The sequence below is a fragment of the Methylocystis suflitae genome (assembly GCF_024448135.1).
GTDB classification, from domain to species: Bacteria; Pseudomonadota; Alphaproteobacteria; order Rhizobiales; family Beijerinckiaceae; genus Methylocystis; species Methylocystis suflitae.
Genome location: NZ_JAMRYX010000017.1, coordinates 15662 through 41032, shown reverse-complemented (window position 1 = coordinate 41032; position 25371 = coordinate 15662). Strand labels below are relative to the sequence as shown.

Here is a 25371-nt window from a genome sequence, read left to right as displayed (position 1 = left end):
TCGTAACCTCGCCGGCGGCCAAGGGTTCCCCCGTCCGCGCTTTCAGGACGTCAATCTCGTCGCGCCAGCCCCCTAATGGAGGCGTTTGGCGTGCTTGAAGCCATAAAGGAGGTAGATGGCGACGCCGATGACGGTCCAGATCAGCAGCCGTAGCCAAGTGTCGAGCGGAAGCGCGACCATCAGCGCGAAACAGGACAAAATGCCGGCGACGGGCAACCATGGGATCCCCGGCGCGCGGAATGGACGCCTGATATCCGGATGCATGCGACGCAGGCGCAGCACCGCCAAGCAGACGAGCGCGAAAGCCGCCAGCGTCCCGATGCTCACCATTTCGCCGAGAATATCGAGCGGCAACAGACCCGCCGCGAGCGCCACGACCACGCCGACGAGGATCTGGCTTACGGCGGGCGTGCGCCATGTCGGGTGAAGCCTCGCAAAGATCGGGGGCAACAGACCGTCATGCGCCATGGCGAAGAAAATGCGCGTCTGCCCGTAGAGCAGCACCAGAATCGCCGTCGTCAGTCCGGCCAGCGCGCCGAGCTTCACCGCCCAGGCGAGCCACGAGACGCCGGTGCGATCCATGACCAGCGCCATCGGATCCGGAACGCCCAGCTCCTTGTAGTTGACGACGCCGGTCGCCACCGCCGCCACGGCGATATAGAGAATCGTGCAGATGATGAGCGAGCCGACGATGCCAATCGGCACGTCCCGTTGTGGATTATGCGCCTCCTGCGCCGCGGTCGAGACGGAATCGAAGCCGATATAGGCGAAGAACACAACCGAAGCGCCGCGCACGACGCCGCTCCAGCCGTAAGTTCCGAAGTCGCCCGTGTTCTCCGGAATGATCGGCGACCAATTGGCGTAGTCGATATGCGCAGCGCCAAACACGATCACCATCAGCACGACAGTGACTTTGATGGCGACGATGACGTTATTGAACAGCGTCGACTCGGACGTGCCGCGCACGAGCAGCGCGGTCAGCAATAGGACGATTCCAGCGGCGGGCACATTGAACAACCCATGCACGGCGCCGGGCGGCGCCCCATGCGCGGTCGGATCGGCAAAAAAGGCCGTCGTCAGTTCGGGCGGCAAATGTATGCCAAGCCCTTGCATGACGCGATTGAAATAGCCGCCCCAGCCGACCGCGACCGTTGCCGCGCCCGCGGCATATTCGAGCACCAGATTCCAGCCGATGATCCAGGCGAAAATCTCGCCGAGCGTCACGTACGTGTAAGTGTAGGTGCTCCCCGAGACGGGAATAAGCGACGCAAGCTCCGCGTAGCAGAGCGCGACGAAGGCGCAGGCGAGCCCCGACAGCATGAAGGAGATCATGACGCCGGGCCCGGCGTAATTCGCCGCCGCCGTGCCTGTCAGCACGAAAATGCCGGCGCCGATAATTCCGCCGACTCCGAGCGACATCAACGACGCCCAGCCGAGCGCGCGCTTAAGGCCATCTCCGTCCGCGGCGGCGTGATCGGCGATGATCTTGTGGACGGACTTGCGGTTCAGATAGCTCTTGCTGGCGCCTTGGAACAAGCGTCACCCCTTCGAATTCGCGACGTGGCGAGCGCGCCGCGCCTTCGGCGGCGCCGATTATCATTGCGACGCCATAACATACAAGCGGAAAGACCGCCGGAAGCGGCGCGCGATCGCGGAGCGCGTCAATTAGCGTTCCAGATCCACGACTTCGCGCTCGTCGAGCACCGCGGCGCGGTCCCTCCAGCTTGCCTTGCAGCTGCCTTTGCTATAGCAAAACGTGAGCGCGGCGTTGCCGCCTGTTAAAGGGTCGAGCTCGAGAATGAGGCCATGAGCAAGAAGCCCATCAATTATCTGCACTTGTCGACGCTCGTCGCCGTGGCGGTCTTGGTCGGCACCGAGCTTGTCGGCGCGTCCTGGGCCGCGGGCTGGGCGCTGGGCGGCCTTTTTCAGCTTGATCCGCTCATCAGCCGCTCGCTCGAAGTTATATTCTCTCTCGCCGGGCTGATCGGACTCTATTTCTTCATGCGGACCGCGATCCGCAATGAGCCGATTCGCGGCTAATTAACGGTCCTGCGCCTTAATGTCTCGCGCCCCCCGACAGGCACGCGGCGGCGGCAGACACAGACGCGCATCTCCCAAACTTCGCAACAAGGACGCCGAGATGGTCGAGAAGCAGGATCGTCGCTCGTTTATCAAGGCGGCGGCGGCGACGAGCGCGTTAGGCGCCGTCGGCGCGCCTCGCAACGCGGCGGCGACGAGCGTCTCGAATCTTCGGCTCGGCGACGCGCGGCCATTCTCCTTCGAGACGCTCAAGCAGACGGCGCAGCGCCTTATCAAAGAGCCTTACCGCAAGCCGAACATCCCTGCCCCCGAGATCACCTCGCAGATCGACTACGAGAAGTGGGGACAGATCACCTACAACACCGATCACGCGCTTTTCGCCGACACCAAGGACCGCTTCCCCATAGAGTTCTTCCACCTTGGGATGTTCTTCAAGAAGGCCGTGCGGATGAGTGTCGTCGAAAACGGCGAGGCGCGCGAGGTTCTTTACGATACGAGCTACTTCAATATGCCGGCGGATTCGATCGCGCGCCAACTGCCGCCGGGCGCCGGCTTCGCGGGATTTCGCATTCAAGAGGCCAAGGACGGCGCGCTCGACTGGAAGAAAAACGACTGGGTGGCGTTTCTGGGCGCGTCATATTTCCGCGCGATCGGCGAATTGCGGCAATATGGCATGTCGGCGCGCGGCGTCGCGCTCGATACCTGGCAAGCCGGATCGAATGAAGAGTTCCCGGATTTCACCGAGATTTACATCGGCCCGGAGACCGCCGACGGCGTCGTCCTGCATGCGCTGCTCGAAGGGCCGTCGATCGTGGGCGCCTATCGCTTCCTGATGACGCGCGGCAAGGGCGTCGTCATGGACATCGACTGCGCGCTCTATCTGCGGGGCGCCTTCACGCGCTTTGGCGTCGCGCCGCTCACCTCGATGTTCTGGTTCTCGGAGACCGCAAAGCCGACGGCCATTGATTGGCGGCCGGAAGTGCATGATTCCGACGGGCTGAGCATGTGGACCGGCGCAGGCGAGCGCTTGTGGCGGCCGTTGAACAATCCGAACCGGGTCATGGCGTCGGCGTTTGGCGACAATAATCCCAAGGGCTTCGGCCTGATGCAGCGTGATCGCAATTACGATCACTATCTCGACAATGTGTTCTATGATCGCCGTCCGAGCGTGTGGATCGAACCCAAGGGCGATTGGGGCAAGGGCGCGATTCAACTCATCGAAATCCCGACGGACGACGAGATCCACGACAACATCGTGGTCATCTGGGCGCCCGAGAAGCCCGCCGTTCCCGGCGCCTCCTTCGAATATTCCTATCGGCTGCATTGGCTTGCGGACGAGCCCTATCCGACCAAGCTCGCGCGCTGCGTCGCGACGAGGCTCGGCAACGGCGGCCAGCCCGGCAAGCCGCGGCCCAAGGGCGTCCGAAAGTTCATGGTGGAGTTTCTGGGCGAGCCCCTCGCCAAGCTCCCCTTCGGCGTGAAGCCCGAACCGGTATTATGGGCTTCGCGCGGAACGTTCTCCTACGTTTTCACTGAAGCGGTTTTTGACAATGTGCCGGGCCATTGGCGGGCGCAATTCGACCTCACCGTCGAAGGCTCTGAGCCTGTGGAGATGCGCCTGTTCCTCAAGAACGGCGATGACGTGCTTTCAGAAAATTGGCTATATCAGTATCACCCTTTGTAACGTCGAGTTATTTTTCCGGAGACAATTATGGACAATAATGGCGCCGTGAGCCGCTACTTTTTAGATGTCCTATACAGAGAATATTTTTATCTGAAGAACCACGAAAAACCAAAGAAGAGCTGGCTCAGAGATTTTTTTTCGAAGCGTATGCTCGAGCTCTATTGGTCGATAACCAGATTTATTGGGCTTGGTTTTTTGCATGATGGCCGACGGCAAGCGACGAACCGCCTCGATCAGATCCTTCGCCAACGCCCATCCGTCCCAGGCAGCTCCTGCATTCAGTCTTCAGACTGTGGAAGGATATTGATCGATGTAGCGTCTACCCATTTGTCGGGGAAAGAAACCGGGATCCAGCGGGTCGTGAAGGAAATTGCTTTCGCTGGCGCGGAAATGGGCGCGGCTCTCCCGGTTCTTCGTATTAAGGACAGGTTTTATCCTTATTTCAAGAATGCGATCTCCTCGGATACTGTTGAATTGGCGCCTGGCGACACCTTGCTGCTTTTGGATGCGCCAGCGGCGGATTTGGAGAGCTATTCTGCGGCGATGAAAGCCGTCAAAAGCCTGGGCGGCCAAAATGTCGTCTGCATATATGATCTGCTACCGAAAACGATACCATGGTCGTTCAGTCCCGAGCAGCTGCAGCATTATGAAGGTTGGTTCCGCGCAATAGTTTGCGAGTCCGACGCGGCGGTTTGCATCTCCGAATCTGTAGCGCATGAACTGAAGGCGCACTTGACGGGCTTGCCGCAGCCCGTTCGAATGCCGGTCGGTTGGTTCCAGCTCGGAGGCAATTTCCGCTACAGTAAAACATTGCCCGTAGGAGCTGACGTCACCGCGATCACGCAAACATCATCTCCAATTTTTTTAAGCGTCGGAACGCTCGAGCCGCGCAAAGGGTACCATGTTTCACTGGATGCGATGGAGGCGTTGTGGAAACGCGGGATCGATGCTCATTTCGTCATCGTCGGCCGTTACGGCTGGATGAGCGAGGTTTTGCAGCGAAGAATTCTTGAACATGAGGAGCATAGAAAGCGTTTGCACTGGTTGCAGAATGCAAATGACGCAGAACTGCACTACTTGTACAGTTCCGCACACGCGCTGGTCTTTGCTTCGCTCGCAGAAGGATTCGGCCTCCCTATTATCGAGGCTGCAAATGACGGGCTGCCGGTGATCGCGTCCGACATACCCATTTTTCGAGAAGTGGGCGGCGAAAATATCTCCTATTTCAGAGCTTTAGATAGCTCAGATCTCGCTCGCAAATTGCGGGAGGCCATGACGAAGGAGAGGCAACCCAAAAAAATCGAAGTTCCCGATTGGAGCCAGTCGACTCAGAAGCTTCTGGATATGATCCGAACTCAATCTTATCAGTTGAAATAGGTTCGTCCGCTTTATTCGAATTCGGCAAGCGCGGGCGCTATTGGAGCTTCCGATTCTAGGATGCAGCCGAATGGAGATCATTCCGTATCAGTCCTAGTAGCGCCTCGGACGATTGTCGCCATGATAACACCGGCAGCGGTCTTCCGCGTCTTCCTGATGCAAGCGACTCGACAATCCGCGTCCCCAATGAGTCGGCGTCGAGCATACTAAAATAGGTGATCGACTCGCCTCCCACTTCATGGAAAATATCAATGTCGCTTGCAATGACGGGCGCGCCGGCGCGCGCGGCCTCTATCAGCGGCAAGCCAAAACCTTCAGCATAGGATGCGCAGATAACGGCATGAGCCTTTCGATAAAGGCAACCCAGTTCCGCGTCGCTCGCATCGCTGAACCAAAACAATCGGCCGCCAAGCTCAACATGCTCGCATAAGCGCCGCTCGAGAGCCGCTGTGTTCCATCCACGTCGGCCGACGATCACAAACGCAACGTCGATCCCCCGCGCCCACAGACGCTCAAACGCCGTAAGCGCAAGAGCCTGACCTTTATTTGGCGCGAGCGTTCCGACGCTTAGGAAAAAAATACGAGAACCGTCACAGATCATTCGAACGCGCGCCGTAGGATTTGTTATTTCCTCTTCAGTAAAATCCGCGCCGAGCTTCCATACGCCGACACTTTGTCCCTGCTTTCGCGCGAGAGCGCGTTCCTCGCAATGCTGCTCAAACTCCTGCGCGACGCTGCTCGAAATTGCTGCGACGGCATCGCAGGAAAGAACGATCTCCTCGAACCATTTGCTGAAGCCGCTCCGCAGCCTCGCCGAAAAGCCCGCCGCGTAAAGAATGGGAAAAAGATCGTAGAGACAGGCGACGTTGCGACCGCCGCGGGCCCAGACATAGTCAATTATCGATCGATATTCCGAGACGTAAATCCAGCCGGCATCGAGTAGAAGGAAGGTATCCCCGCTTCGAATATCGATAGCGAGAGGCTCACTGGCCCCCGCGGCATGGCAACAAAGGCGGCCGTCGATGATCGTCACGGGAAAGCCTTGGCCCGACGCGATCGCCGCTTTCGCGACTTCCCGAACGACGCGTTGAATGCCAGTGCCGACGTCGCTACGGTATGTTGGCGTTACGTCGATTAGCAAGCGTCCGCGGTCCGCGTTGCTAACGATGTTCTGATCGACCAACATCCACGACGGCGGCGCCTTTTGTCTCTCCTCGCCCCATCCAATAAACTTCCAGCACCCCCGCAAGAGCCTAGATATCGTCCAATATAGTTCGCGCATCCGATCGTAAACCGCCTTGAAGCGCGCGTCGACGCTTTGGCGATCTCGTTCACAGACCTCCTCATAAAGTTGCCCAAGGAGGTAAGAACGTATGGCGTCTTTCACTGCCCTACCTCCACGGCCGAGTTCTTGGAAGACAGGAGCCGCACCGCTTCGGCGTCGATTTGATAGGCGTTGTCCCGCAACATCCCAGTCAAGGCGTCAGCCGAAGCCTGCCAACTGACGAAGGAAATCCGGTGAGGCGCCTTCTTTGCAGCCAGTTCCGCTCGCACATGCGTTGCGAGCGAATGGGAATTGAGCAGGTCGAAGTAGACATGGCCCTCGCCGCCAATTTCACGCAACACTGGAATGTCGCTCGCGATGGCGCGCGTCCCATAATATGCAGCTTCCACCAGCGGCATGCCAAAGCCCTCGGCAAAAGAAGGAAAAATTAGCGCCCGCGCACGTGGATAAAGAAATGCAAGATCGACGTCGCTGGCGTCATCAAGCCAAAAGAGCTTCCGTTTGAATTCCGGGTGTTCGCGGATGCGGCGTTGTAACGCGCGTGTGTTCCAGCCACAGCGGCCAGCAATTACGTATCGCGCATCACACCCCTGCGCCCAAAGCGTTTCGAATGCATCCAGAGCGATCGAATATGCCTTTCGCGGCTCGAGCGTGCCGACGCTCATGAAGAAAGGCGCCTGCATCGAGGCGATGCGTTGTGCGATTGGCGAAGGCGAGGATTGGGCGTGCGCGTGAAAATCCGCGCCAAGCGGCCACCAGCCAATTCGCATGTTGGCAGGGGGCGCAAAATGCTCCTCACGCATATATGCCAGAAGATCCAGCGCCACGCTGTGCGAGATGCAGACAATCGCATCGCAACGCATCAGAACATCGTTAAACCATGGAACAAAGGGAGCGCTATTTTTCGGCGCCGTGGCGGCCGGGTAATGTAAGGGGATGAGATCATAGAGGCAGCCGACGACTTCGGCGCCAGCATCATGCGCTGCGCCCAAGAGCGGCGGATATTCCTCGACGAAGCCCCATCCTGAATCGAGCAAGAGCAGTGTGTCGCCCGATTGCAGTTCAACCGCGTCAGGCAAATTGTCGTGCTTGAAATGCCCGAAGAGCCGGCCGCCTTCAAGATAGACCGGAAGCGCTTCGCCGCTTTCAACGCAGGCGCGCGCGATTTCGCGCACGACGCGCTGAACGCCCGTATGGCCGCCAAAGCGATGCGTCGCCGTCATATCGATGAGGAGACGATTGCGCGCCGCCGGCGCCGGAATGTCGCCTTCAAGCCGCGTGCGCAGCGCCTGCGCTTTGACCGCATCCGGCTTGCGCCAGCGCCCGTCATGCAGGCGGCCAAGACCAAAGAAGCGCGAGAGCGTCCAATAGAACTCCAGCGCCTTCCCGTAAATGAAACGTGTGCGCGGATCGACGTCATACTGCTCGAATTCGCTCAACTCGCGATGCATCTCTTCCAGCAGATAGGCTTCGATCTTTTCCTTCATTCCCGCTCTCCACACGTCGCTCGCGCCGCTGCCCGTTCGTACGGCGGCGCGGCGGCGGTAACAAGGCTGCTCCGCGCACGAATGCTGGCTCGCTTCAGAGCGCTGCCCGACCATGCGCTTTGAGCCGGCTCCGACGCCGCCGGATCAGACGGAATCTCGCAGGAAAGCTAAAGCGTGCGGCCAACGGCCACTCTGCTGGAAGGCATCGGAAAAATCACGATATTTCCGCCCTGCCCCGATGCGGCGATCACCGCCGCCGCAATCTCCGCCGACGCTTCGCTGACGCAGCGCCGGAAAAATGAATGGGCGTCGCCTTCGTAATTCATGCTCAGCAAGTCATGGGCGCATTGTTCCGCGCGCATAAACGAGACGTCCGCCAATGGCGGCACAGGATCAGCGCTCGACAATTTGGAGAATGCGTTCAATTCGCGTTCAAGCGCTCGGCGCGCAAAATCTGGCAGCGCCGCAAGCACTTGGCGTTCGAAATGGGTGCGAAGCTTATTCGCGGCGTCTTCAAAGAATGCGCACGCTCGGCTGTCCGTCAAAAGCTTAGCATTATTCGCATTCATCCTACACCCTTCCCGAAACGCAAAGTCTAGGCTTTAAGACACAAGCAAGACGGAAGCCCATTGCTCAGGCGTCTACCTCAAATACATAATTACGGCAAACAAAAGGAGACGCTAAAATCATCGCACCCACCGGCGCTTAGGCGCATGCGCACGGGTACGGGACGCGTGCGGCATAAGCAACGCCTGCCCGTTTTCGCGAAAACCAGTGATGCTGACCGCCTCAACAGATTAGATTTTTGGTCGCGCCGATGATGGATTGGAGAGCGGGAAGTATGCTCAATCCTGAAACGGATTGTGCACGAGGATCGTGTCGTCGCGTTCGGGACTCGTTGAGAGCAGAGCGACCGGCGCCTCGATCAGCTCCTCGACGCGACGCACATATTTGATCGCCTGCGCCGGCAGATGCGCCCAGGAGCGCGCGCCGCTCGTCGATTCCTTCCAACCGGGGGAGCTTTCGTAGACCGGCTGCACGCGCGCCTGCGCCGCCTGCGAGGCCGGCAGGCGCTCAATGCGCTTTCCGTCGAGCATGTAATGCGTGCAGATTTTGATCTCGTCGAAACCATCGAGAATGTCGAGCTTGGTCAGCGCGACGCCATTGATTCCTGACGTCTTCACCGCCTGACGAGTGAGCACCGCGTCGAACCAGCCGCATCGGCGCCGCCGTCCGGTGTTGGTGCCGAATTCGCGGCCGCGATCGCCGATCAACTGGCCGATCTCGTCATGAAGCTCGGTCGGAAACGGGCCGCCGCCGACGCGTGTCGTATAGGCCTTGGCGATGCCGAGCACATAGCCGATGGCGCCGGGGCCAAGCCCCGAGCCGCTCGCCGCCGAGGCGGCGACGGTGTTGGACGACGTCACATAGGGATAGGTGCCGTGATCGACGTCGAGCAGCACGCCCTGCGCGCCCTCGAAGAGGATGCGCTTTCCGGCGCGGCGATTGTCCTCGAGCAGTTCCCACACCGCGTCCATGAACGGCAGGATGCGCGGCGCGACGGACAGCAGTTCCTCGCGCAACGCGCGAGGATCGACCTGGGGCAGGCCCAGGCCGCGCCGCAGCGGATCGTGATGCGCAAGCACGCGGGTGATCTTGTCGTCGAGCAGATCGGGCTCGGCGAGATCCATCAGGCGAATCGACCGGCGCCCGACCTTGTCCTCATAGGCGGGTCCGATGCCGCGCTTGGTCGTGCCTATCTTGACGCCGTTTCCGCTCGCCTCTTCGCGATGCGCGTCGAGCTCGCGATGCAGCGAGAGGATCAGCGGCGCGTTTTCCGCGATCTTGAGATTCATCGGCGAAATCTCGACGCCCTGCTCGCGCAGCCGATCAATCTCGCCGACGAGAAAATGCGGATCGACGACGACGCCATTGCCGATGACCGAAAGCTTGCCGGGCCGCACGATGCCTGAGGGCAGCAGCGCCAGCTTATAGGTTACGCCGTCGATGACGAGCGTATGCCCGGCGTTATGGCCGCCCTGAAAGCGCACGACGACGTCGGCCTCGAGCGACAGCCAGTCGACAATTTTGCCCTTGCCCTCGTCGCCCCACTGGGCGCCGACCACCGCCACATTCGCCATGGCCGTATCTCGACCTCCAAAAGAAAAAGCCCCGCGCGGTAACGCCGGGGCTCGTTACCGCCGGGGTTTAGCGCATGCCACTGGGACCGTAAAGGCCGCCGGCGGCCCGACGTCAGGAACTTCAGCCGGGTTTTTCGGTTGGAATTGAACAAGGGGAGGTAGCATGCATGCCGACCACGGTCGCTCGCGTTCCGCAAAACACCGATGAGGACATCAATCGCGCCATTCGCAAGGAAACGCAGGCGCGGCTGTCTTACTTCGCCAAACACCCGGAAAAGATCGACGAGCGCTTGGAAGAGCTCGACCGGGAGTGGGATATCGAGCGCGCGCTCGAGGCCAACGCCTCCTCGGTGGCGCTCGTCGGGCTCGCGCTGGGCTTGACGTCGGATCGTCGCTGGCTGGCGCTGCCGGTTTTGGTCAGCGGCTTTTTGCTCCAGCACGCGCTGCAGGGCTGGTGCCCGCCTTTGCCGCTTCTGCGTCGAATGTCGTTCCGAACGGCCGAGGAAATCAGTCAGGAGCGTAACGCGCTGAAGGCGCTACGCGGCGACTTCGACAAGGTGAAAAAAGCCGGCGACAGGGTGCAGGAGGCGGCGCGCGCCGCCGGGCTTGGCTGCGAAATGCACGGACGCACCGTGCATTAGGAATTCTCCTGCGCTGCTCGCGGCCAGAGAGCGGATGGTCGGAAGGAGATTGCCCGAGCCTCGGTGGATCCTAATCAATCAGGCCCTGTGATACGGGTGCCCCGATAGGATCGTCATCGCTCGGTAAATCTGCTCCGCCGCGAGAATGCGCGCCAACTGATGCGGCAGCGTCATCGCGCCGAAAGAGAAAATGGCGGTCGCGCGCGCACGGACGCTCTCGTCGAGCCCTTCGGCGCCGCCAATCGCAAACCACAGCGCCTTGCAGCCCCTGTCGCGTTCTGAGGCGATGAATTGGGCGAAGGCTGCGCTGGTCTCCGCCCTGCCCCGTTCATCAAACGCCGCAAGCCGCGCTTCGGCAGGCAGCGCCGCCAGCAGTTCCATCGCTTCGCGCGACGCCCGCTCGGCGCTGGAGGAGGCCCTGCTCTCGTCGATTTCCTTAAGTTCGAGACCTTCGAGGCCCAGCCGTCGCAAGGCGCGGATGCGCTCGGCGTAGCGCGCGAAAAGCTCCCGCTCGGGGCCCGCCTTCAGGCGGCCGACGCAGATCAGTCCCAGTTTCATCCGACGCCCGGCGAGACGGAGGCAGATGGACAAGCGATGCCAAGGCGCGCTTGCGTCCGCTTCCGTCAGACCAGGCGAATCTCCACCGGTCGATCGCCGCCCCACATCTTTTCCAGATTGTAGAACTGGCGCACCTCGGGACGGAAGATGTGGACGATGACGTCGCCGGCGTCGATCAGCACCCAGTCACACTGGGAGAGGCCTTCGACGCGCGGGGCAACGACGCCCGCCGCTTTGAGGGCCTTGATCGCTTTGTCGGCGATGGCGCCGACATGCACGGTCGAACGGCCCGTCGCGATGATCATGTCATCGGCGAGCGCCGTCTTTCCGCGCAGATCGATGGAGACGATGTCCTCGGCCTTGGTTTCGTCCAGGCTGGTGAGAACCTTTTGCACGATTGAGCCGGCCAATTGGGCGCTTGCGCCAATTTCCGGTCGGAGCGGACCACGAGCCGCACCCGGATGAACACCTGTCGACAGCGTTGCAACCCTCATGCTTCGCGGCCCAAAGCCCGAAAGAGAGCCCGCCGCCACACAAGGATGGGGCTCTTACCAAAAAATTGCAATAGAAACTGCGGGGTTGCCAAGCGAGGGCCAAGAAAAAAGCCCGGCTCAAACGCCGGGCTTTGGAAGGCGGTTCGGGCTAATCGAGAGGCGGGAGGAACCTCAAAGCCGGAACATGGAAAGCATAATCGATTTGCGCCAAAAGCGTAGGACGAAATTGTCGACTCGCCCGCCGGCGGAGGAAAAAGCGGGGAAAAACTGCTGAACTGGCGCCGTGAGCGGCGCGCGGCCGGAGCCTGATTCGGCCAAGTTAACAAAGCGTTGCGAAGCGCATCAATCGGCCTAGTGCTCAAATTGCAACACAAGTCAAGTTTGTCCCCGGAGCACTGCTTTCGCCTGTCCCTTTATGGCGAAATCATGGAATTAGAACCATGGAGCCGCTGGTGGCGCGTGATTCGAGCGCGGCATGCACTTTGGCGGCGTCGGCGAGCGGATGCCGCGCGGGCTCGGTAAGAGTCACGAAGCCCCGCTTCACCGCGTGGACGAAATCGTCCATCATCTCCTCATAGTCGCCCCGGCGGGCGATATGGGTGAAGAGCGAGGGACGGGTCGCATAGAGCGATCCTTTCAGCGCCAGAAGGCCGAGATCGAAGGCCGCGATCGGACCGGAGGCTGAGCCGAAACTCACGAACATGCCGAACGGCTTCAGGCAGTCGAGCGAAGCGGGGAATGTCGCGCGCCCGACGCCGTCATAGACGACATCGCACAGCTTGCCCTTGGTGATGTCGCGCACGCGTTCGACGAAATTTTCTTCGCGATAGAGGATTGTGTGCTTGGCGCCGGCCTCCTCCGCGATCTTGGCCTTTTCAGGAGAGCCGACGGTGGCGATGACCTTCGCCCCAAGCGCGTTTGCCCATTGGCAGAGGATCTGCCCAACGCCGCCGGCGCCGGCATGGACGAGAACGCGCTGGCCTTTCTCCACCTTGAACGTCCTTCGCAGCAGATATTGCGCCGTCAGCCCTTTCAGCATCATCACCGCGCCCTGCTCATAGCTGAAGGATTTCGGCAGATGGACCACTGAGCCGGCGGCGATGTTGCGCGCCTCCGAATAGCCGCCAAGCGCGCCGACATAAGCGACCCGATCCCCGACCTTGAAGTTCTTCACGTTCTCGCCGACGGCGATCACCTCGCCGGCGCCTTCATGTCCGGGGATAAACGGATAGTCCGCCGGATAAGCGCCGGTACGGCGGTAGACGTCTATGAAATTGACGCCAATGGCGGCGTGGCGAATTTGCACTTCATCTGCGGTCGGAGCCGGCAGATCGACGTCTTCCATGACGAGCACATCCGGCCCGCCGGGCTGATGCACGCGAATCGCCTTAACCATCATCCTCCCCTTTCGCGATTGCGCCGCCCTCGCGAAAAAGCGGCAAAGCGAGAAAATAGCACCCCGTCACGACCAGAGCCGCCTTTACGGTGAAGGAGGCCGCCGCAAGATTCTGTGCGACCGCCGCGATCGCCGCCGCGCCCCAGATGACGGTCACGACGAGCGTCACAGGCCGCAGCCGCTTAACGCGCAGCGGATGAATAAAGGCGACCGGAACGAACATAAACGCCGTCGTCACCAGAACCAGCGTGAGACTCGCGGCGGCCGGCGGCCGCAGCACGAGGAGATAAAAGACCACGATGTTCCACAGCGATGGAAATCCGCGAAACCAGTAGTCCGCCGTTTTCATTCGCCGATCCGCGAAATAGAGCGCCGAACAGGCGCAGACCGCGGCGCAAACGGGCCCGACGAGCGCCGGATCCAGGAGGCCGGAGCGCCATAGCGCCACAAGCGGCGTGACGACATAGTTGAGAAAGTCGACGACGAGGTCGAGCGCGACGCCGTCGATGAAGGGCGCCGTTTCAGTCACCCTGAAATGCCGCGCCAACGTTCCGTCGATGGCGTCGATGGCGAGCGCCGCGCCAAGCCAGGCAAACATCGCCGCAAAGCGGCCGTCGGCCGCGTGGAACAGCGCGATCAGGCCGAGCGCCGCACCGCTCGCGGTGAAGAGGTGGACAGAAAGGCCGACGAGGCGAGAATTCGTCACGGGCGCCGAGACTGGAGAAGCGGGACTTAAGCCTAGCACCGCCGTCGCGCCGAGCCAAAGGCGTCGTGCTCGCCCGTCCGGCTCGCGCTCCGCAGAGTCTGCCGCTATAACGGAACGCAGGAGACGGACGATATGACAACGGCGCACGAAAACCTCAGATCGGAAATTCTCGTCGCCGGCGCCGGGGCGACCGGCCTCGCAGCGGCGCTGGCCTTCGCGCGTGCGGGATTGAAAACGACGCTCGCCGGCCGCGTTCCGCCGCCGCTGCCGGGACGCACGGTCGCCTTGTTCGAATCGTCCGTCCGATTTCTCGATGCGCTCGGTGCGCTGGAGCGCGTCAAAGCGCGCGGCTGCGCCGTTGAAGCGATCCATATGATCGACGACACCGATCAGTTTCTGCCAGTGCCGGAACTCAACCTGCGGGCGCGCGAGATCGGGCTGCCGGCGCTCGGCGTCAATGTGTCGAATGATGACCTCGTCGCCATTCTGCTGGATCTTTGTCGCGGCCGCTCCGAAATCGCGTTCGTCGACGCAGACATCGCGGATTACGAATTCAACGGCGACGGCGCCGTCGCCATTCTCGCAGACGGACGCCGGCTCCAGGCGGACTTCATCGTTGCAGCGGACGGGCGCAACAGCCGCGCCCGCGCGGTCGCCGGCATCGACGTGAAGGAATGGACCTATCCGCAGATCGCGCTCACCATGCTGCTGCGCCACGAGTTCCCGCACGAAAATGTCTCGACCGAATATCACACGCGCTCGGGCCCTTTCACGCTGGTGCCGCTGCCCGCGCGAGACGATGCGCCGAATCGTTCGAGCCTTGTCTGGCTGATGAGCGTCGCCGACGCGCGGCGGCGTCTCGCCAAGCCCCGCGAAGAGCTCGAATTTGAAATCGAGGATTTCGCCAAGTCGGAACTGGGCGCCATGCGCATCGAAGGCGACATCGGGCAGTTCCGCATGGGCGGCATGCAGGTGTCGAAGCATGCCACGGGGCGCCTCGCGCTCGTCGGCGAGACCTGTCACATCTTTCCGCCGATCGGCGCGCAAGGACTGAATTTAAGTCTGCGCGACGTCGCCGATCTCGAGGATTGTCTCGCCAGCGTCGATCTTAAAAATCCGCGCGAATTGTCGCGGGCGCTGGCGCGCTACGATCTTCACCGGCGCGGCGACATCGGCTTTAGAACTCATGGCGTCGACCTGCTCAACCGGTCGCTCATCATTCCCTATCTGCCGGTGGATTTGCTGCGCGGCGCAAGCTTCATCGCCATGGCGGCGCTCGGGCCGTTACGGCGGGCCGTCATTCGCGAGGGCGTGCTGCCGCATCTCGTGCTGCCGCGCCTGATGCGCCGGCCGGCGCACAAGCAAAATATCGCCGGCGCTCCGCACGGACGCGCCGGCCTGCGATCTTAAAGCCAGCGCTTGAGCGCCGCGTCTAAGGCGGCGCTACTTGGCTGCAATCTTGATCTTCTTTTCTTCCTGCTTGGATTCCGGCGTTTTCGGCAGCTTGATTTTCAGCACGCCCTTTTCGAAGTCCGCGGTGATTTTGTCCGCGTCGACTCCTTCGGGAACCCTGAAGGCGCGCCGGAACGAGCCGTATCGGCGCTCTGAGCAGTAATAGCCCTCCTTCTTTTCTTCCTTTTCTTCGCTCTTCTCGCCGGAGATCGACAAGACGCCGTTGGACAGCTTCACATCGACGCTCTTCTCATCGAGCCCCGGCAGTTCAGCGGTGATCTCGTATCCACCGTCCTTCTCGACGAAATCGACCGGCGGCGTCGCCGCCGACATCAGTCGGTCGAACGGCTGGAAATCGGCCAGGCTTCTACGCGACGGAAAGTCTTCAAAGAGCCGATCGAACTGCCGCCGGAAGGATTCGAAAGGATGCCAATCGAAAACGCCGGCCTGCGTGGACTCTCGTGACGCTGGCAGCTTGCTTTGTTCGGCCATGCTGATCTCCCTCGTTACGGACGATCGCCAAGCAACCGAAAATTCAGCAACGATGGCGCTGACGATCGATGTGGAAACGTTAGTGAAGTGGAGCGTCAGAGGTGTGACTTCAACGGGCGTGTTTGCGCCAATTTGTCGCGATCAAGCTCGTCGGATTCTCCGAGCGACAACAGTCCTGCGTCGCCGCCTGACGACGCGGTGTTGATCGTCAGCGTCGTCTCATGAAGAAAGCGGAGGAGATAATCCGGCCCGCCCGCCTTTGGACCGGTGCCGCTCAGGCCAAATCCGCCGAAAGGCTGACTGCCGACGACCGCGCCGATCATGTTGCGATTGACGTAAATATTGCCGGCGGACGCTTTGCGCGACAATGCGCGAATGCGCTGCTCGATGCGCGTATGCATGCCGAGCGTGAGGCCATATCCGCTGGCTTCGATGTCCGTGAGCAGTTGCGACAGACGCTCGGACCGCCACGTCACGACGTGCAAGACGGGCCCAAAAATCTCTTCCTGCAACTCATCGACGCGATCGAGTCTGACGATATGCGGCGCGACGAAAGTTCCTGTCGAGGGCGCAACGCCGGCGTAAAGAATTCTCCCGGCTGCGCGCTGACGCGAAAGATAGGCGTCGAGTTTGGCCTTCGCCTCGGCGTCAATCGCCGGGCCGACATGCGCGCCGATCTCGCGCGGATCGCCGACCCGCAACTCGCGCGCAGCGCCAATCAGCGTCTCGAGGCAGACGGGCGCGATCTCCCCTTGCAGGCACAAGAGCCGCAAGGCTGAACACCGCTGCCCGGCCGATCGGAACGCTGACGCCATGACGTCGTCGACGACCTGTTCGATCAGCGCCGTCGAATCGACGATCATCGCATTGATCCCGCCCGTTTCGGCGATGAGCGGCGCGATCGCGCCATCTCGCTCGGCGAGCGCGCGATTGATCCGCTGCGCAACTTCGACCGAGCCGGTAAAAACGACGCCGGCGGTCAGCGGATCGGCGACAAGCGCGGCGCCGATCGCGCCATCGCCCGGCGCAAAATGCAGCACGTCCTTCGGAACGCCGGATTCGCGCAGGAGCTCGATCGCCATGGCGGCGACGAGCGGCGTCTGCTCGGCGGGCTTGGCGACGACGCAATTTCCCGCCACCAGCGCCGCTGCGACCTGACCGATGAAAATCGCAAGCGGGAAATTCCAGGGCGAAATGCAAACAAAGACGCCGCGTCCATGCCGACGCTGGACATTGGCTTCGCCCGTCGGCCCCGGCAGCGGCATGTCGGCGCAGACAATTCGCGCCTGACCGGCGTAGTAGCGGCAAAGATCAGCCGCCTCGCGCACCTCTGCGAGCGCATCGTCGAGGGTCTTGCCGCCCTCGCTTTGCAACAAGGCGATCAACGGGCCGCGCCGCGCCTCAATCAGATCGGCCGCGCGTTCGATGATCCGCGCCCGCGCCTCGAAGGGAGTCCTGGACCATTCTGGGAAGGCGCGCGCCGCCAATGTGACCGCAGCGCGCGCCGCAGCTTCATCTGCTTCGACGACATGACCGACAACGGCGCCGTCGATCGGCGACAGCACCGGGCGCGCTGCTGCGTGTAACTCGACGCTCGGTCGCGCGTCAGGCGGCGGAACCGGCGCGCGCGTCTCGTCAATCAGCGCCGCAAGCGCAGTCCGATCGCCGAACTCCACGCCTTTTGAATTGGCGCGTTGCGGCAGGTAAATCTCGCTCGGCAGCGGGAGACGCGGATGGCGCGCGCGATTTGACGCGCCGAGCGCTTCATAAGGGTCCGCGACAAGCGCGCTCTCCGGCGTCTCGGGGTCGGCGGCGCGCGCGACGAAAGAGGAGTTGGCGCCGTTCTCGATCAAGCGCCGCACGAGATAGGCGAGAAGATCGCGGTGCGGGCCGACCGGCGCATAGATTCGAACGGCGGCGTCGCTCATTTCCGCGAGCGACTCATAGAGCGACTCGCCCATGCCGTGCAGGCGCTGAAACTCGAAGTCGCGCCGCCCGCCCGCCATCGTTAGAACGGCGGCGACGCTACGAGCATTATGCGTGGCGACTTGCGGGAAGAGACGCGGTTGGTCGAAGAGCTGCGCCGCGCAGGCGTCGAAATTGAGATCGGTCATCGCCTTGCGCGTGAACACGGGATAGTCGGCAAGACCGCGCTCCTGCGCGCGTTTGATTTCGCTGTCCCAATAGGCGCCCTTGACGAGACGCACCATGAAGCGCCGATGGTTCGCTTCCGCGAGCGAGGCGACATAGTCGATCGCGGCCGTCGCGCGCTTCAGATAGGCCTGCACCGCGAGCCCGAATCCGTCCCAGCCGGAAAGAGACGGGTCGTCGACGACGCGTGCGAACACGTCCAGCGACAGTTCGAGTCGATCCGCCTCCTCCGCGTCGATGGTGAAAAGAAGATCGCGCTCCTTCGCGAGGCGGGCGAGGTCGAGCACGCGCGGCGGCAATTCCCGCAATACGCGTTCGCGCGAAATCGCCTCATAGCGCGGATGCAGCGCCGAAAGCTTGATCGAAATTCCGGGGCGCGTCGGGAGGCCGGAGCTTCCGGCCGAGTCGCCGATGGCGCGAATGGCGTGGGCATAGGCCTCCAAATAGCGCTCGGCGTCTCCCGCCGTCCGCGCGCCTTCGCCAAGCATGTCATAAGAGAAGCGCTCGCGCCGTCCCTGCTCCCGTCTGATCGCCGCTTCGATGGTTTCGCCAAAGACGAAATGAGCGCCCATCAGCCGCATCGCCTGACGCGCGGCGGCGCGCAGCGCGGGCAGGCCAAGACGCCGGGCAAGGTCGGCGACGAGCCCGCGCGGCTCCGCAACGTCGACGATACGCGCCGACAGTCCCAGCGCGAAGGCGCAGGCCTGAACGAGCAGCGCGTCGCTCGATGTCTCGTGATGGGAGAAATCGCCCTCGGCGAGCTTATCAGCAAGGAGTTGATCGGCCGTCGCATCGTCGGGCACGCGCAGGAGCGCTTCGGCGAGCGCCATAACCGCCAGACCCTCCCGTGAGGAGAGGGAGAATTCGTGAAGGAAATCTTCGACGCCGCCGAGCGGATCACGTTGTGCGCGAATGCCGCGCACGAGCGTCAGCGCAGCTTCTTCTACGACCCGTTGTGTTGCAGCATCCGGACGCGAACCGAGAAAGGCTTCAGCGAAGCTCTCGTCGGGGGGCGCGTAAGGCGCCGCAAAGGGCGCCGGCCGATCGTCTTTTCGATTCATTCGCCATGGAACCGACCGCGCCCGAAGGGCTCGATCAGATCTTGTCGCCTTCCTCTCCCGGCCGCGCGCAACGCCACTTCGTAACCGTCAGTTGCGGGTGTTCGCCGCACCATTGAGCGATATATGGCATCGCCTGCATCACGCAATTGCTGGTCGAGCCCGTGGTCGATTCGAGGACGAGCTTGCGCTCGTCGCAGGCGGCGGGCTGCGCCAGCGTGCAGACAGTAAGGATGAGTTCGACGAAATTCATCGCGATCTCCTTGCTAAGCGCCCGCTCGAGGGCGTTTGCTTCCTAGCAAGGGTAATGCCCGTCAGTCGGCGGTCAATATCTCGCCCTTGCCAAAGACCGCCGTGTCGCCGCCATAGCGGCGCAGCTTGCGCGACAGGAGATCGGCGGCGGGGGCGCTATGATCCCTCAGAGAGCGTGCGAAGAGCCTTGCGAAAGTAAGCTCATGCGCGCCGCAGTCGACATAGGTCGAACCGAAGCAGCCGCCGCGCGCGAGCACAATCGAGCCGCGTTTGTTCAGATAGCCGACGCGCCCCTTGGCTTCGCCCAAAACGAGGATCGTGCCCGCGATGAGGCGCGCGCCGAGATCTTCGCCGGCGTCGCCTTCGATGACGAGAATGCCGCGGCGCAGCCGGTCGCCGGCGCGTTCGCCCGCCTTGCCCCGCACGATGACGCGCCCGCCAGCCATGCCGGCGAGTTCGCCCGCGAGCGGACCGGCGAGGAATTCGCCGACGTCGCCCTTAATCTCGATCTCGGCGCCAAGGTTGCCGGACGCCGCATGCGGACCAGCGTTGCCGGCGACGGTGATCCTGCCGCCCTTGGCCAGACGGCCGCACTGCGCACCGACGTCGCCTTCGACATGAATCGCAAAGCCAGGCAGAAGCTTCGCGCCGAGAAGATCGAAGCGGGAAGAGCCGCCTTCAAAGCGAACAGTCTTCAGATCGCCTTCCGAAACCTTGAAGAGATCGCCGACTTTCGTCGAAATGCGCGTCACGCCGAGTTCGATCGCTTCGATCTGCGCGACGGATTTTCCCGCAAGGCGGTCGGGCGTCAGCGCCGAGAGATCGACGCGCTGCGGCGGCTCCTGGCGAAGCGTGAAGGTAAAGGGCTTCACGGCAGCAATTCCTTCAGATGATAATGAAACGGACCGAGCTTGCCGCCGTAATTGCCGGCGCCGACGCGCTTGGCGCCCTGCTCCGGCCCCATCTCGATAATGGCGTGAAGCCCCGCGCGCATCGCCTCGCGCACGGCGTTGTCGGTCAAGCCGTCGATGACGATTTCAAGCACGCAGCCGATATCCGCGTCGAGCTCGCTTTTGGTGACGCCGCGCAGCGTCGGGCAATAAGCGTCATTGGTCGACGCGCTCATGCCCTTGTATTTCGAACCGACCTTTGAGCCCGAGCGCACGATGCCGCCGGGGAAGGGCGCAATCGCGTCGGCGACGCCGTCGATGGCCGAGACAGCGGCCTCTGTCGCGCGCATGGTCTTGTCCCAGTCCGCGCCCATGATCAAAAGATTGCCGCCGCCCACGGATTTTTTGGTCAGGCCGACCTTGCCTTCGCAGAAAAACTCTCCGTCCATGACCGGCACGCGCCAGTAGCGCCGGTCGTCGACGACCTTGGACATCTGCCACTTGTCGCCGAACTGGCGCAGCGCGTCGCCGACCTTGATTTCGAACTCGCCGGCGACCGTCGAATAGACCGCGGAGCCCGGACAGGTCAGCACGCATTGGCCGAGTCGGTTGACGAGCTGCTTCTCCGCATCTTTCGACGACATGGCGAAGAGCAGCGCGCGCACGCCCGGGCGTCCGTCCGGCGTTTCTTGCGGCGGCACTTCGCGATCGATTCCGGCCTCGCAGCCGCAGCCGATGACCGACGTTGCAAAACCGGTCATCGTCAGCGCCGCCTGCCGCGCCCATTTGGCGTTCGGCGCGGTGATCAGAATGCCCGTCCCGCTCATCGGGAAGGCTTCGGCGAAATTGTCGTCTATCGTCACGCCGTTGCGAATTATATCCGGCATGGAACCTCCGCAAAGGCGTCCTTGTGCGGCAGCGCGGCGTCGGGCACGTCGAAGATGCTCCGCGGCAGACCGTAAAGATCGTCGTAATAGGAATCGAGGCGATTCGTAATCTGCTGATCGTAGCGCGGACGAATATGCAGCGTCTTGCCGCGCGTGTAATGCGAGACTTGGCCATCGCGCACGACGAGGGCGCCGTCCTTGAAGACGAGCGCCGCGCGCCGGAACATGCCGGCGACGTCGCGTCCGGGCTTATAAACGGCGATGTCGGCGACGGCGCCTGGACTGAGCCGGCCGCGATCGACAAAGCCAAATAGCTTCGCGGCGCCGGAGCGGCTCATCTGCGCAATTTCGTAAAGCGTGTATTCCCGCGAAATCGACGGCAGCGTCGTGTGCTCCAGCACGTCGGCCGGAAGACGCGCAAGATGCTGCGCGCGAAGATCAGCGCTCATCAGCAGCGCGAAGAGCTCCGGATAGGTCGTGAAGGGACCGCCGTTCGGATGGTCGGTGGTGAAGAACACCTGCTCGGGATTATCAATGAGCAGGAAGAGCTCCAGGCCCGCCGCCCATTGGATGGCGTTGTAGTAGTTCGAAATCTTATAGGCGTAGGGGACGATGCCGCCGCCATTGGCGTCGCCATCGAAGATCGCGCCCTTCTTGGGAATCGCGCCGGGCAGGCTGTTGAATTGTTTCAGAACGTCGGACGAGATCGTCACCGTGTCGGAGAACATCACCTGGCCGACGTCGACGGAAACATTCGGATTGGCGTTGACCTTCTCGGCGAAGAGCGCGCCGGCCGACGAGAAGCCGTTCTTGCCTTCCTTGCCATAGGCGTAGAACTGCACATGCGCGAGATGCAGCGGCAGCCCCTGCGCCGCGTCGATCGTGGCGAGCGCCGTGTCGATATTGCCGGCAAGGCCGAGATTGTTCATGTGCAGATGCAGCGGATGGGCGATGCCCACCGCCTGCGTCGACTTCTGCAGCGCCTGGAAAATCTGGCGCGACGTCAGCCCATAAAAAGGCACGACGTCGTCGAGCCCGAAGGCGCGCATGTTCTCCTTGAAGGCCTCGACTCCGCCGGGATTGATGCACTTCAGTCCGAGCGATCGGGTGTTCTCGACGGTCTGCGCGACGTAATCGTTGATCGCGCCGTCCTTCTCTCCGTCACGCAGCATGCCGAGCAGAAAATCGTCGTTGCCGAGCACGGTGAGCGCGCCCTTGTCGATAATCGGCACGTCGTTGAATTCGAGATGGGTCTGCAAGGCGTGATGCGGCGCCATCGCCGGCTCGACGACAGTGGTGAAGCCCATCTGCGCATAGAGACGGCCCGTCTCGTAGCTCGACCATTTCGCGGTCGAAAGCGGCGTGTCGGCGAGCCGCGCCCGAATCGCACGATGCAGCTCCGGCAGCAGCAGTCGCGCCGTGTTCACATTGCCGCCGGCGATGTGCGAATGGATGTCGATCGCGCCGGCCATAACGATATGGCCGGAGACATCGATCTCGTGATCGGCGCTGCGCCCTTCGGGCCGCTCGACGATGCGGCCATCCTCGAACCACACGTCGCCGATCGCGTCCTGGCCGGTCGCCGGATCGACGATATGGCCGCCGCGCAAAACTGTCAGCGCCATGCGCCCTCCGAAACTTCCGCCATGATGGCGCCGATCGCCTGCGCGACGCTCGGCGCGTCCGTGGGCGCGCTGGCTTTGCGCAGCGTCATGCCGCCGGTTTCCTGACTCATCAGCACCGCGTCATGCGTGACGCCGGGCTGACCGACTTTAATGAACAGCCCGCGAGACGGCGAGGTATGCGCCGGCGCAAGCGTGATGAGCGGAATGTCGGCGCGAGACCAAGAAGGCTTTTCGCCGTCAAAGGCGGAAATCCACAGCGCCGCATCCGCCTCGCCGCTGTCGACAAGCCGCGAGGACTCGAAACGCCACGGATCGTGCTCCGGATAACCACGGCCAAAGCCCGTGCGCGGCGGAAAGCCCGTCATCCAGCCGGCGGCCTGGGTCACGCCCGAAGCGCCGCTACGGCCGCCGATATGGACGCCGGTGAATCTGGTCGTGGCGTTGAGTTCGATCACCAAAGCCTGCATCATTTCGATCGCCAGCGGATCGAGCGTCGACGCCGACCAGACGAAGACGCCAAAGCGCGCGTTTCGCAGCGTCTCCACGAGGCCGTCAATGAGAGCGACTTTTTCAGCGCCCAGCGCCACTGGCCGTCCGCCGAAGCGTGCGCGCCACGCCGCCAGCACGCCGGAAAGTTCCTGCACAGAGGCCGGAATAACCTTTGCGCCAGGGACGGCGTTCGCTTCGTCGCCTTCCGGCCCGACCCAAATCACCTTGCGCGGCTGCTGCGCTTGCGCCCCGCGGCGCGGCGGCTCGGCAAGCGCAAGGCGCTCGAGCATTCCAGGCCAGGCGCGCGTCAGCCCCGGGCCGATCAGCACGACGCAGTCGCCGCGAAGGCGCGCCTCATTCGCCGTCGTCGTGAACATGCCGAAGGAACGCTTGACGTCGATATCGGCGAGCGTTTCGCGCGACGCGAGATGGTCGAAGGCGCCCTTCAGCCGCTCGGCCAACAGGATCGCGGCGCGCGCGCCGGCGACGTCGGCGCCGAGGCCGGCGACGAGCGGAAAGGCCGCCCCACTGAGAATTTTGGCGGCATGTTTATAGGCGTCGCCAAGCGCAATCGCCTTGCCGTCGAGCGTCGCTGTCTCCATTCCTACCCCGATTTGCGACCTGCCCCGGCCAAGCTCAAAAGCTTAACGGCGAAGTGAACGCTATCCATTTGTTTTTTAGCGTCTACTCGCCGAGCCGGGCGGCTCCTCCCGCGTTTTGCTTATGCCTATCAGCCGTCACGGCGACTGTCGAGACGTTCGGCTGCGTCATTTGCATCCGAGGCTCACGAGAAGCGCTCAGCTGTCATCGCCAGCGGCCGATATTGTGCGCCGCATCCCATTTGCGAAGCGGCGGCGATCATGTTAAATGCTGCGCCGAGCTTAAACCTGCGGGCGCGATGCGCCACATAAGCAGGCAGAGCCGTAAAGAGTTCTAATACGGAGGAAAAAATGGCCTGGACGACTCCCGTGATTGTCGAAGTCTGCGTCGGCATGGAAATCACCAGCTACGAGTCCGCCGAGATCTAATTTCGGCGCGGCCTTCGCTTCGCCGAAGCCGCCAACGAATTCCAAAAATCGAGCCGGCAAGAAGAGCGCTGCGCAAAGCGGTTGCGCTTTTCGTATCGCCGGCTCGAATCATTTTGGCCGACGTCGGCGAGACGAGTGGCCGCGAACAGGAGCGTCGATTTTGCGCGCGCCTTCTTTTTTCATCGCCCTCGGCTCTCTCCTACTCATCGCTGCGACCGCCCGCGCGGAGCCTCCGAGCGCGAAGACGCTTCTTGAGGACGCAAAACTGAATTTCCAGCCGATCGTCGTTCCCTCCCCTGCCAATGATTCGGTGACGGCGGCGCGAATCGAGCTTGGTCGCCGGCTGTTCTTCGAAAACCGCGTGTCGATGGACGGCAACGTCAATTGCGCGCATTGCCATTTGCCGGACAAGCAGGCGAGCGACGGGCTGCCGAAGGCGATCGGCGTGTTCGGCAAGGAGAATCCGCGCAATGCGCCGTCGGTCTTCAACGCCGCGCTGAATTTCAAGCAGCATTGGCGCGGCGATCGCGAATCGCTCGAAGACCAGGCGGAAAAATCGCTGCTCGGCCCTGCGAGCTTCGGCAATCCCGATCAAGCCACGGCGATGAGCAAACTGAAGGCGGTTCCCGCCTACGCCGGCGCTTTCGTAAAGGCGTTCCCCGGCGACAAGGACCCCATCAATTCCAAGAATTGGGGCGTCGCGGTCGGCGCCTTCGAGCGCACGCTGCTGACGCCCTCCAAATTCGACGCCTTCCTCCTGGGCGACGCTGCGGCGCTGACGACTCAAGAGCAGGCCGGGCTGCGCAAATTCATCGATCTAGGTTGCGTCGCCTGCCACAATGGCGCGGGCGTCGGCGGCAATTCCTTCCAGAAATTCGGCGTCGTCAGCGACTACGGGAAGGCGACAGGAGTCGCAACGCCGGACAGGGGTCGCGCGGACGTCACAAAGAATGACGCGGACCTTTATGTCTTCAAGGTCGCGGGCCTTCGCAATGTCGCGCAGACGGCCCCCTATTTTCACGACGGGTCGGTCGAGGATCTGACGAAAGCCGTGAAAATCATGGGCAAAACGCAGCTCGGGCAGGAGCTGTCGGAGAAGGACGCGGCCGACATTGTCGCCTTTCTCGGCGCGCTGACGGGTCCGATTCCTGTGAATTACGCGCCGCCGGAGCCCTATCCGGACGCGGAGACGAAATAGGCCGCGCGTCCCCTCTCCCGCTCGCGGGAGAGGGTGGTCC

23 protein-coding genes are annotated in these 25371 nt (G+C 62.3%); 8 read left to right on the top strand and 15 right to left on the bottom strand.

Annotation, left to right across the window (positions count from 1 at the left end; translation table 11 throughout):
* Window positions 1-72: 72 nt before the first annotated feature.
* Window positions 73-1536, bottom strand: coding sequence for an amino acid permease (locus NEI07_RS01155; RefSeq protein ID WP_256032147.1), 1464 nt, complete (start codon window positions 1534-1536; stop codon window positions 73-75).
* A gap of 270 nt (window positions 1537-1806) precedes the next feature.
* Here NEI07_RS01155 and NEI07_RS01150 point away from each other — a divergent pair, with 270 nt between their 5' ends.
* From NEI07_RS01150 to NEI07_RS01140, 3 genes are all read left to right on the top strand, one after another.
* Window positions 1807-2040, top strand: coding sequence for a hypothetical protein (locus NEI07_RS01150; RefSeq protein ID WP_256032146.1), 234 nt, complete (start codon window positions 1807-1809; stop codon window positions 2038-2040).
* Between the two features lie 100 nt (window positions 2041-2140).
* Entirely contained in the window at window positions 2141-3724 is a 1584-nt protein-coding gene (locus tag NEI07_RS01145) for a glucan biosynthesis protein (protein ID WP_256032145.1), read from the top strand.
* 27 nt (window positions 3725-3751) lie between these two features.
* Window positions 3752-5101, top strand: a complete 1350-nt coding sequence (locus NEI07_RS01140; protein ID WP_256032144.1) for a glycosyltransferase family 4 protein — start codon at window positions 3752-3754, stop codon at window positions 5099-5101.
* 55 nt (window positions 5102-5156) lie between these two features.
* On the opposite strand, the gene NEI07_RS19555 is transcribed toward NEI07_RS01140, so the two are convergent.
* Window positions 5157-6134 carry a glycosyltransferase family 4 protein gene (locus NEI07_RS19555; RefSeq protein ID WP_256032143.1) on the bottom strand — a complete coding sequence of 326 codons (978 nt, stop codon included), beginning with the start codon at window positions 6132-6134 and terminating at the stop codon, window positions 5157-5159.
* A gap of 350 nt (window positions 6135-6484) precedes the next feature.
* On the bottom strand, window positions 6485-7873 hold the full coding sequence (locus NEI07_RS01130) for a glycosyltransferase family 4 protein (RefSeq protein ID WP_256032142.1): 1389 nt from the start codon (window positions 7871-7873) through the stop codon (window positions 6485-6487).
* 302 nt (window positions 7874-8175) lie between these two features.
* Between NEI07_RS01130 and NEI07_RS01125 the strand changes: the two genes are divergently transcribed.
* On the top strand, window positions 8176-8472 hold the full coding sequence (locus NEI07_RS01125; RefSeq protein ID WP_256032141.1) for a hypothetical protein: 297 nt from the start codon (window positions 8176-8178) through the stop codon (window positions 8470-8472).
* Between the two features lie 246 nt (window positions 8473-8718).
* Here NEI07_RS01125 and NEI07_RS01120 read toward each other — a convergent pair whose 3' ends face one another.
* Window positions 8719-10014: an adenylosuccinate synthase gene (locus tag NEI07_RS01120; RefSeq protein ID WP_256032140.1), complete on the bottom strand. Its 1296-nt coding sequence runs from the start codon at window positions 10012-10014 to the stop codon at window positions 8719-8721.
* Window positions 10015-10181: 167 nt separating this feature from the next.
* Between NEI07_RS01120 and NEI07_RS01115 the strand changes: the two genes are divergently transcribed.
* On the top strand, window positions 10182-10655 hold the full coding sequence (locus NEI07_RS01115; RefSeq protein ID WP_256032139.1) for a YgaP family membrane protein: 474 nt from the start codon (window positions 10182-10184) through the stop codon (window positions 10653-10655).
* A gap of 78 nt (window positions 10656-10733) precedes the next feature.
* Here NEI07_RS01115 and rlmH read toward each other — a convergent pair whose 3' ends face one another.
* The 4 genes from rlmH to NEI07_RS01095 all read right to left on the bottom strand — a co-directional run bounded on the left by rlmH (window position 10734) and on the right by NEI07_RS01095 (window position 13809).
* Window positions 10734-11213, bottom strand: a complete 480-nt coding sequence (rlmH, locus tag NEI07_RS01110; protein WP_256032138.1) for a 23S rRNA (pseudouridine(1915)-N(3))-methyltransferase RlmH — start codon at window positions 11211-11213, stop codon at window positions 10734-10736.
* A 65-nt stretch (window positions 11214-11278) separates the two neighbouring features.
* Complete coding sequence (rsfS, locus tag NEI07_RS01105; RefSeq protein ID WP_256032137.1) at window positions 11279-11707, bottom strand: ribosome silencing factor; 429 nt, start codon at window positions 11705-11707, stop codon at window positions 11279-11281.
* A gap of 424 nt (window positions 11708-12131) precedes the next feature.
* Entirely contained in the window at window positions 12132-13103 is a 972-nt protein-coding gene (locus NEI07_RS01100; RefSeq protein WP_256032135.1) for a quinone oxidoreductase family protein, read from the bottom strand.
* Window positions 13096-13809 carry a CDP-alcohol phosphatidyltransferase family protein gene (locus NEI07_RS01095; RefSeq protein WP_256032133.1) on the bottom strand — a complete coding sequence of 238 codons (714 nt, stop codon included), beginning with the start codon at window positions 13807-13809 and terminating at the stop codon, window positions 13096-13098. The genes NEI07_RS01100 and NEI07_RS01095 overlap by 8 nt, the downstream gene beginning before the upstream one ends.
* Before the next feature lie 132 nt (window positions 13810-13941).
* Here NEI07_RS01095 and NEI07_RS01090 point away from each other — a divergent pair, with 132 nt between their 5' ends.
* Window positions 13942-15219 (top strand): FAD-dependent monooxygenase, encoded by a 1278-nt coding sequence (locus tag NEI07_RS01090; RefSeq protein WP_256032132.1) that lies wholly within the window; start codon window positions 13942-13944, stop codon window positions 15217-15219.
* Between the two features lie 33 nt (window positions 15220-15252).
* Here NEI07_RS01090 and NEI07_RS01085 read toward each other — a convergent pair whose 3' ends face one another.
* From NEI07_RS01085 to NEI07_RS01055, 7 genes are all read right to left on the bottom strand, one after another.
* The gene (locus NEI07_RS01085) at window positions 15253-15753 is read right to left on the bottom strand and encodes an Hsp20/alpha crystallin family protein (protein ID WP_256032131.1); all 501 of its coding nucleotides are present in this window, start codon (window positions 15751-15753) and stop codon (window positions 15253-15255) included.
* A 95-nt stretch (window positions 15754-15848) separates the two neighbouring features.
* Window positions 15849-18965 carry a bifunctional proline dehydrogenase/L-glutamate gamma-semialdehyde dehydrogenase PutA gene (gene putA / locus NEI07_RS01080; RefSeq protein ID WP_256032130.1) on the bottom strand — a complete coding sequence of 1039 codons (3117 nt, stop codon included), beginning with the start codon at window positions 18963-18965 and terminating at the stop codon, window positions 15849-15851.
* 34 nt (window positions 18966-18999) lie between these two features.
* Window positions 19000-19215: a hypothetical protein gene (locus NEI07_RS01075; RefSeq protein WP_256032129.1), complete on the bottom strand. Its 216-nt coding sequence runs from the start codon at window positions 19213-19215 to the stop codon at window positions 19000-19002.
* Window positions 19216-19276: 61 nt separating this feature from the next.
* Window positions 19277-20086, bottom strand: coding sequence for a formylmethanofuran dehydrogenase subunit C (locus tag NEI07_RS01070; RefSeq protein WP_256032128.1), 810 nt, complete (start codon window positions 20084-20086; stop codon window positions 19277-19279).
* On the bottom strand, window positions 20083-20991 hold the full coding sequence (gene fhcD, locus NEI07_RS01065; protein ID WP_256032127.1) for a formylmethanofuran--tetrahydromethanopterin N-formyltransferase: 909 nt from the start codon (window positions 20989-20991) through the stop codon (window positions 20083-20085). Before fhcD ends, NEI07_RS01070 begins: the two co-directional genes overlap by 4 nt.
* On the bottom strand, window positions 20979-22616 hold the full coding sequence (locus NEI07_RS01060; RefSeq protein WP_256032126.1) for a formylmethanofuran dehydrogenase subunit A: 1638 nt from the start codon (window positions 22614-22616) through the stop codon (window positions 20979-20981). Before NEI07_RS01060 ends, fhcD begins: the two co-directional genes overlap by 13 nt.
* Window positions 22607-23707: a molybdopterin-binding domain-containing protein gene (locus tag NEI07_RS01055; protein WP_256032124.1), complete on the bottom strand. Its 1101-nt coding sequence runs from the start codon at window positions 23705-23707 to the stop codon at window positions 22607-22609. Before NEI07_RS01055 ends, NEI07_RS01060 begins: the two co-directional genes overlap by 10 nt.
* Window positions 23708-24073: 366 nt before the next feature.
* Between NEI07_RS01055 and pqqA the strand changes: the two genes are divergently transcribed.
* Together pqqA and NEI07_RS01045 are read left to right on the top strand one after the other, a co-directional pair.
* The gene (gene pqqA, locus NEI07_RS19655) at window positions 24074-24133 is read left to right on the top strand and encodes a pyrroloquinoline quinone precursor peptide PqqA (protein ID WP_407659836.1); all 60 of its coding nucleotides are present in this window, start codon (window positions 24074-24076) and stop codon (window positions 24131-24133) included.
* A gap of 160 nt (window positions 24134-24293) precedes the next feature.
* Complete coding sequence (locus NEI07_RS01045; protein WP_256032120.1) at window positions 24294-25331, top strand: cytochrome-c peroxidase; 1038 nt, start codon at window positions 24294-24296, stop codon at window positions 25329-25331.
* Window positions 25332-25371: the final 40 nt, after the last annotated feature.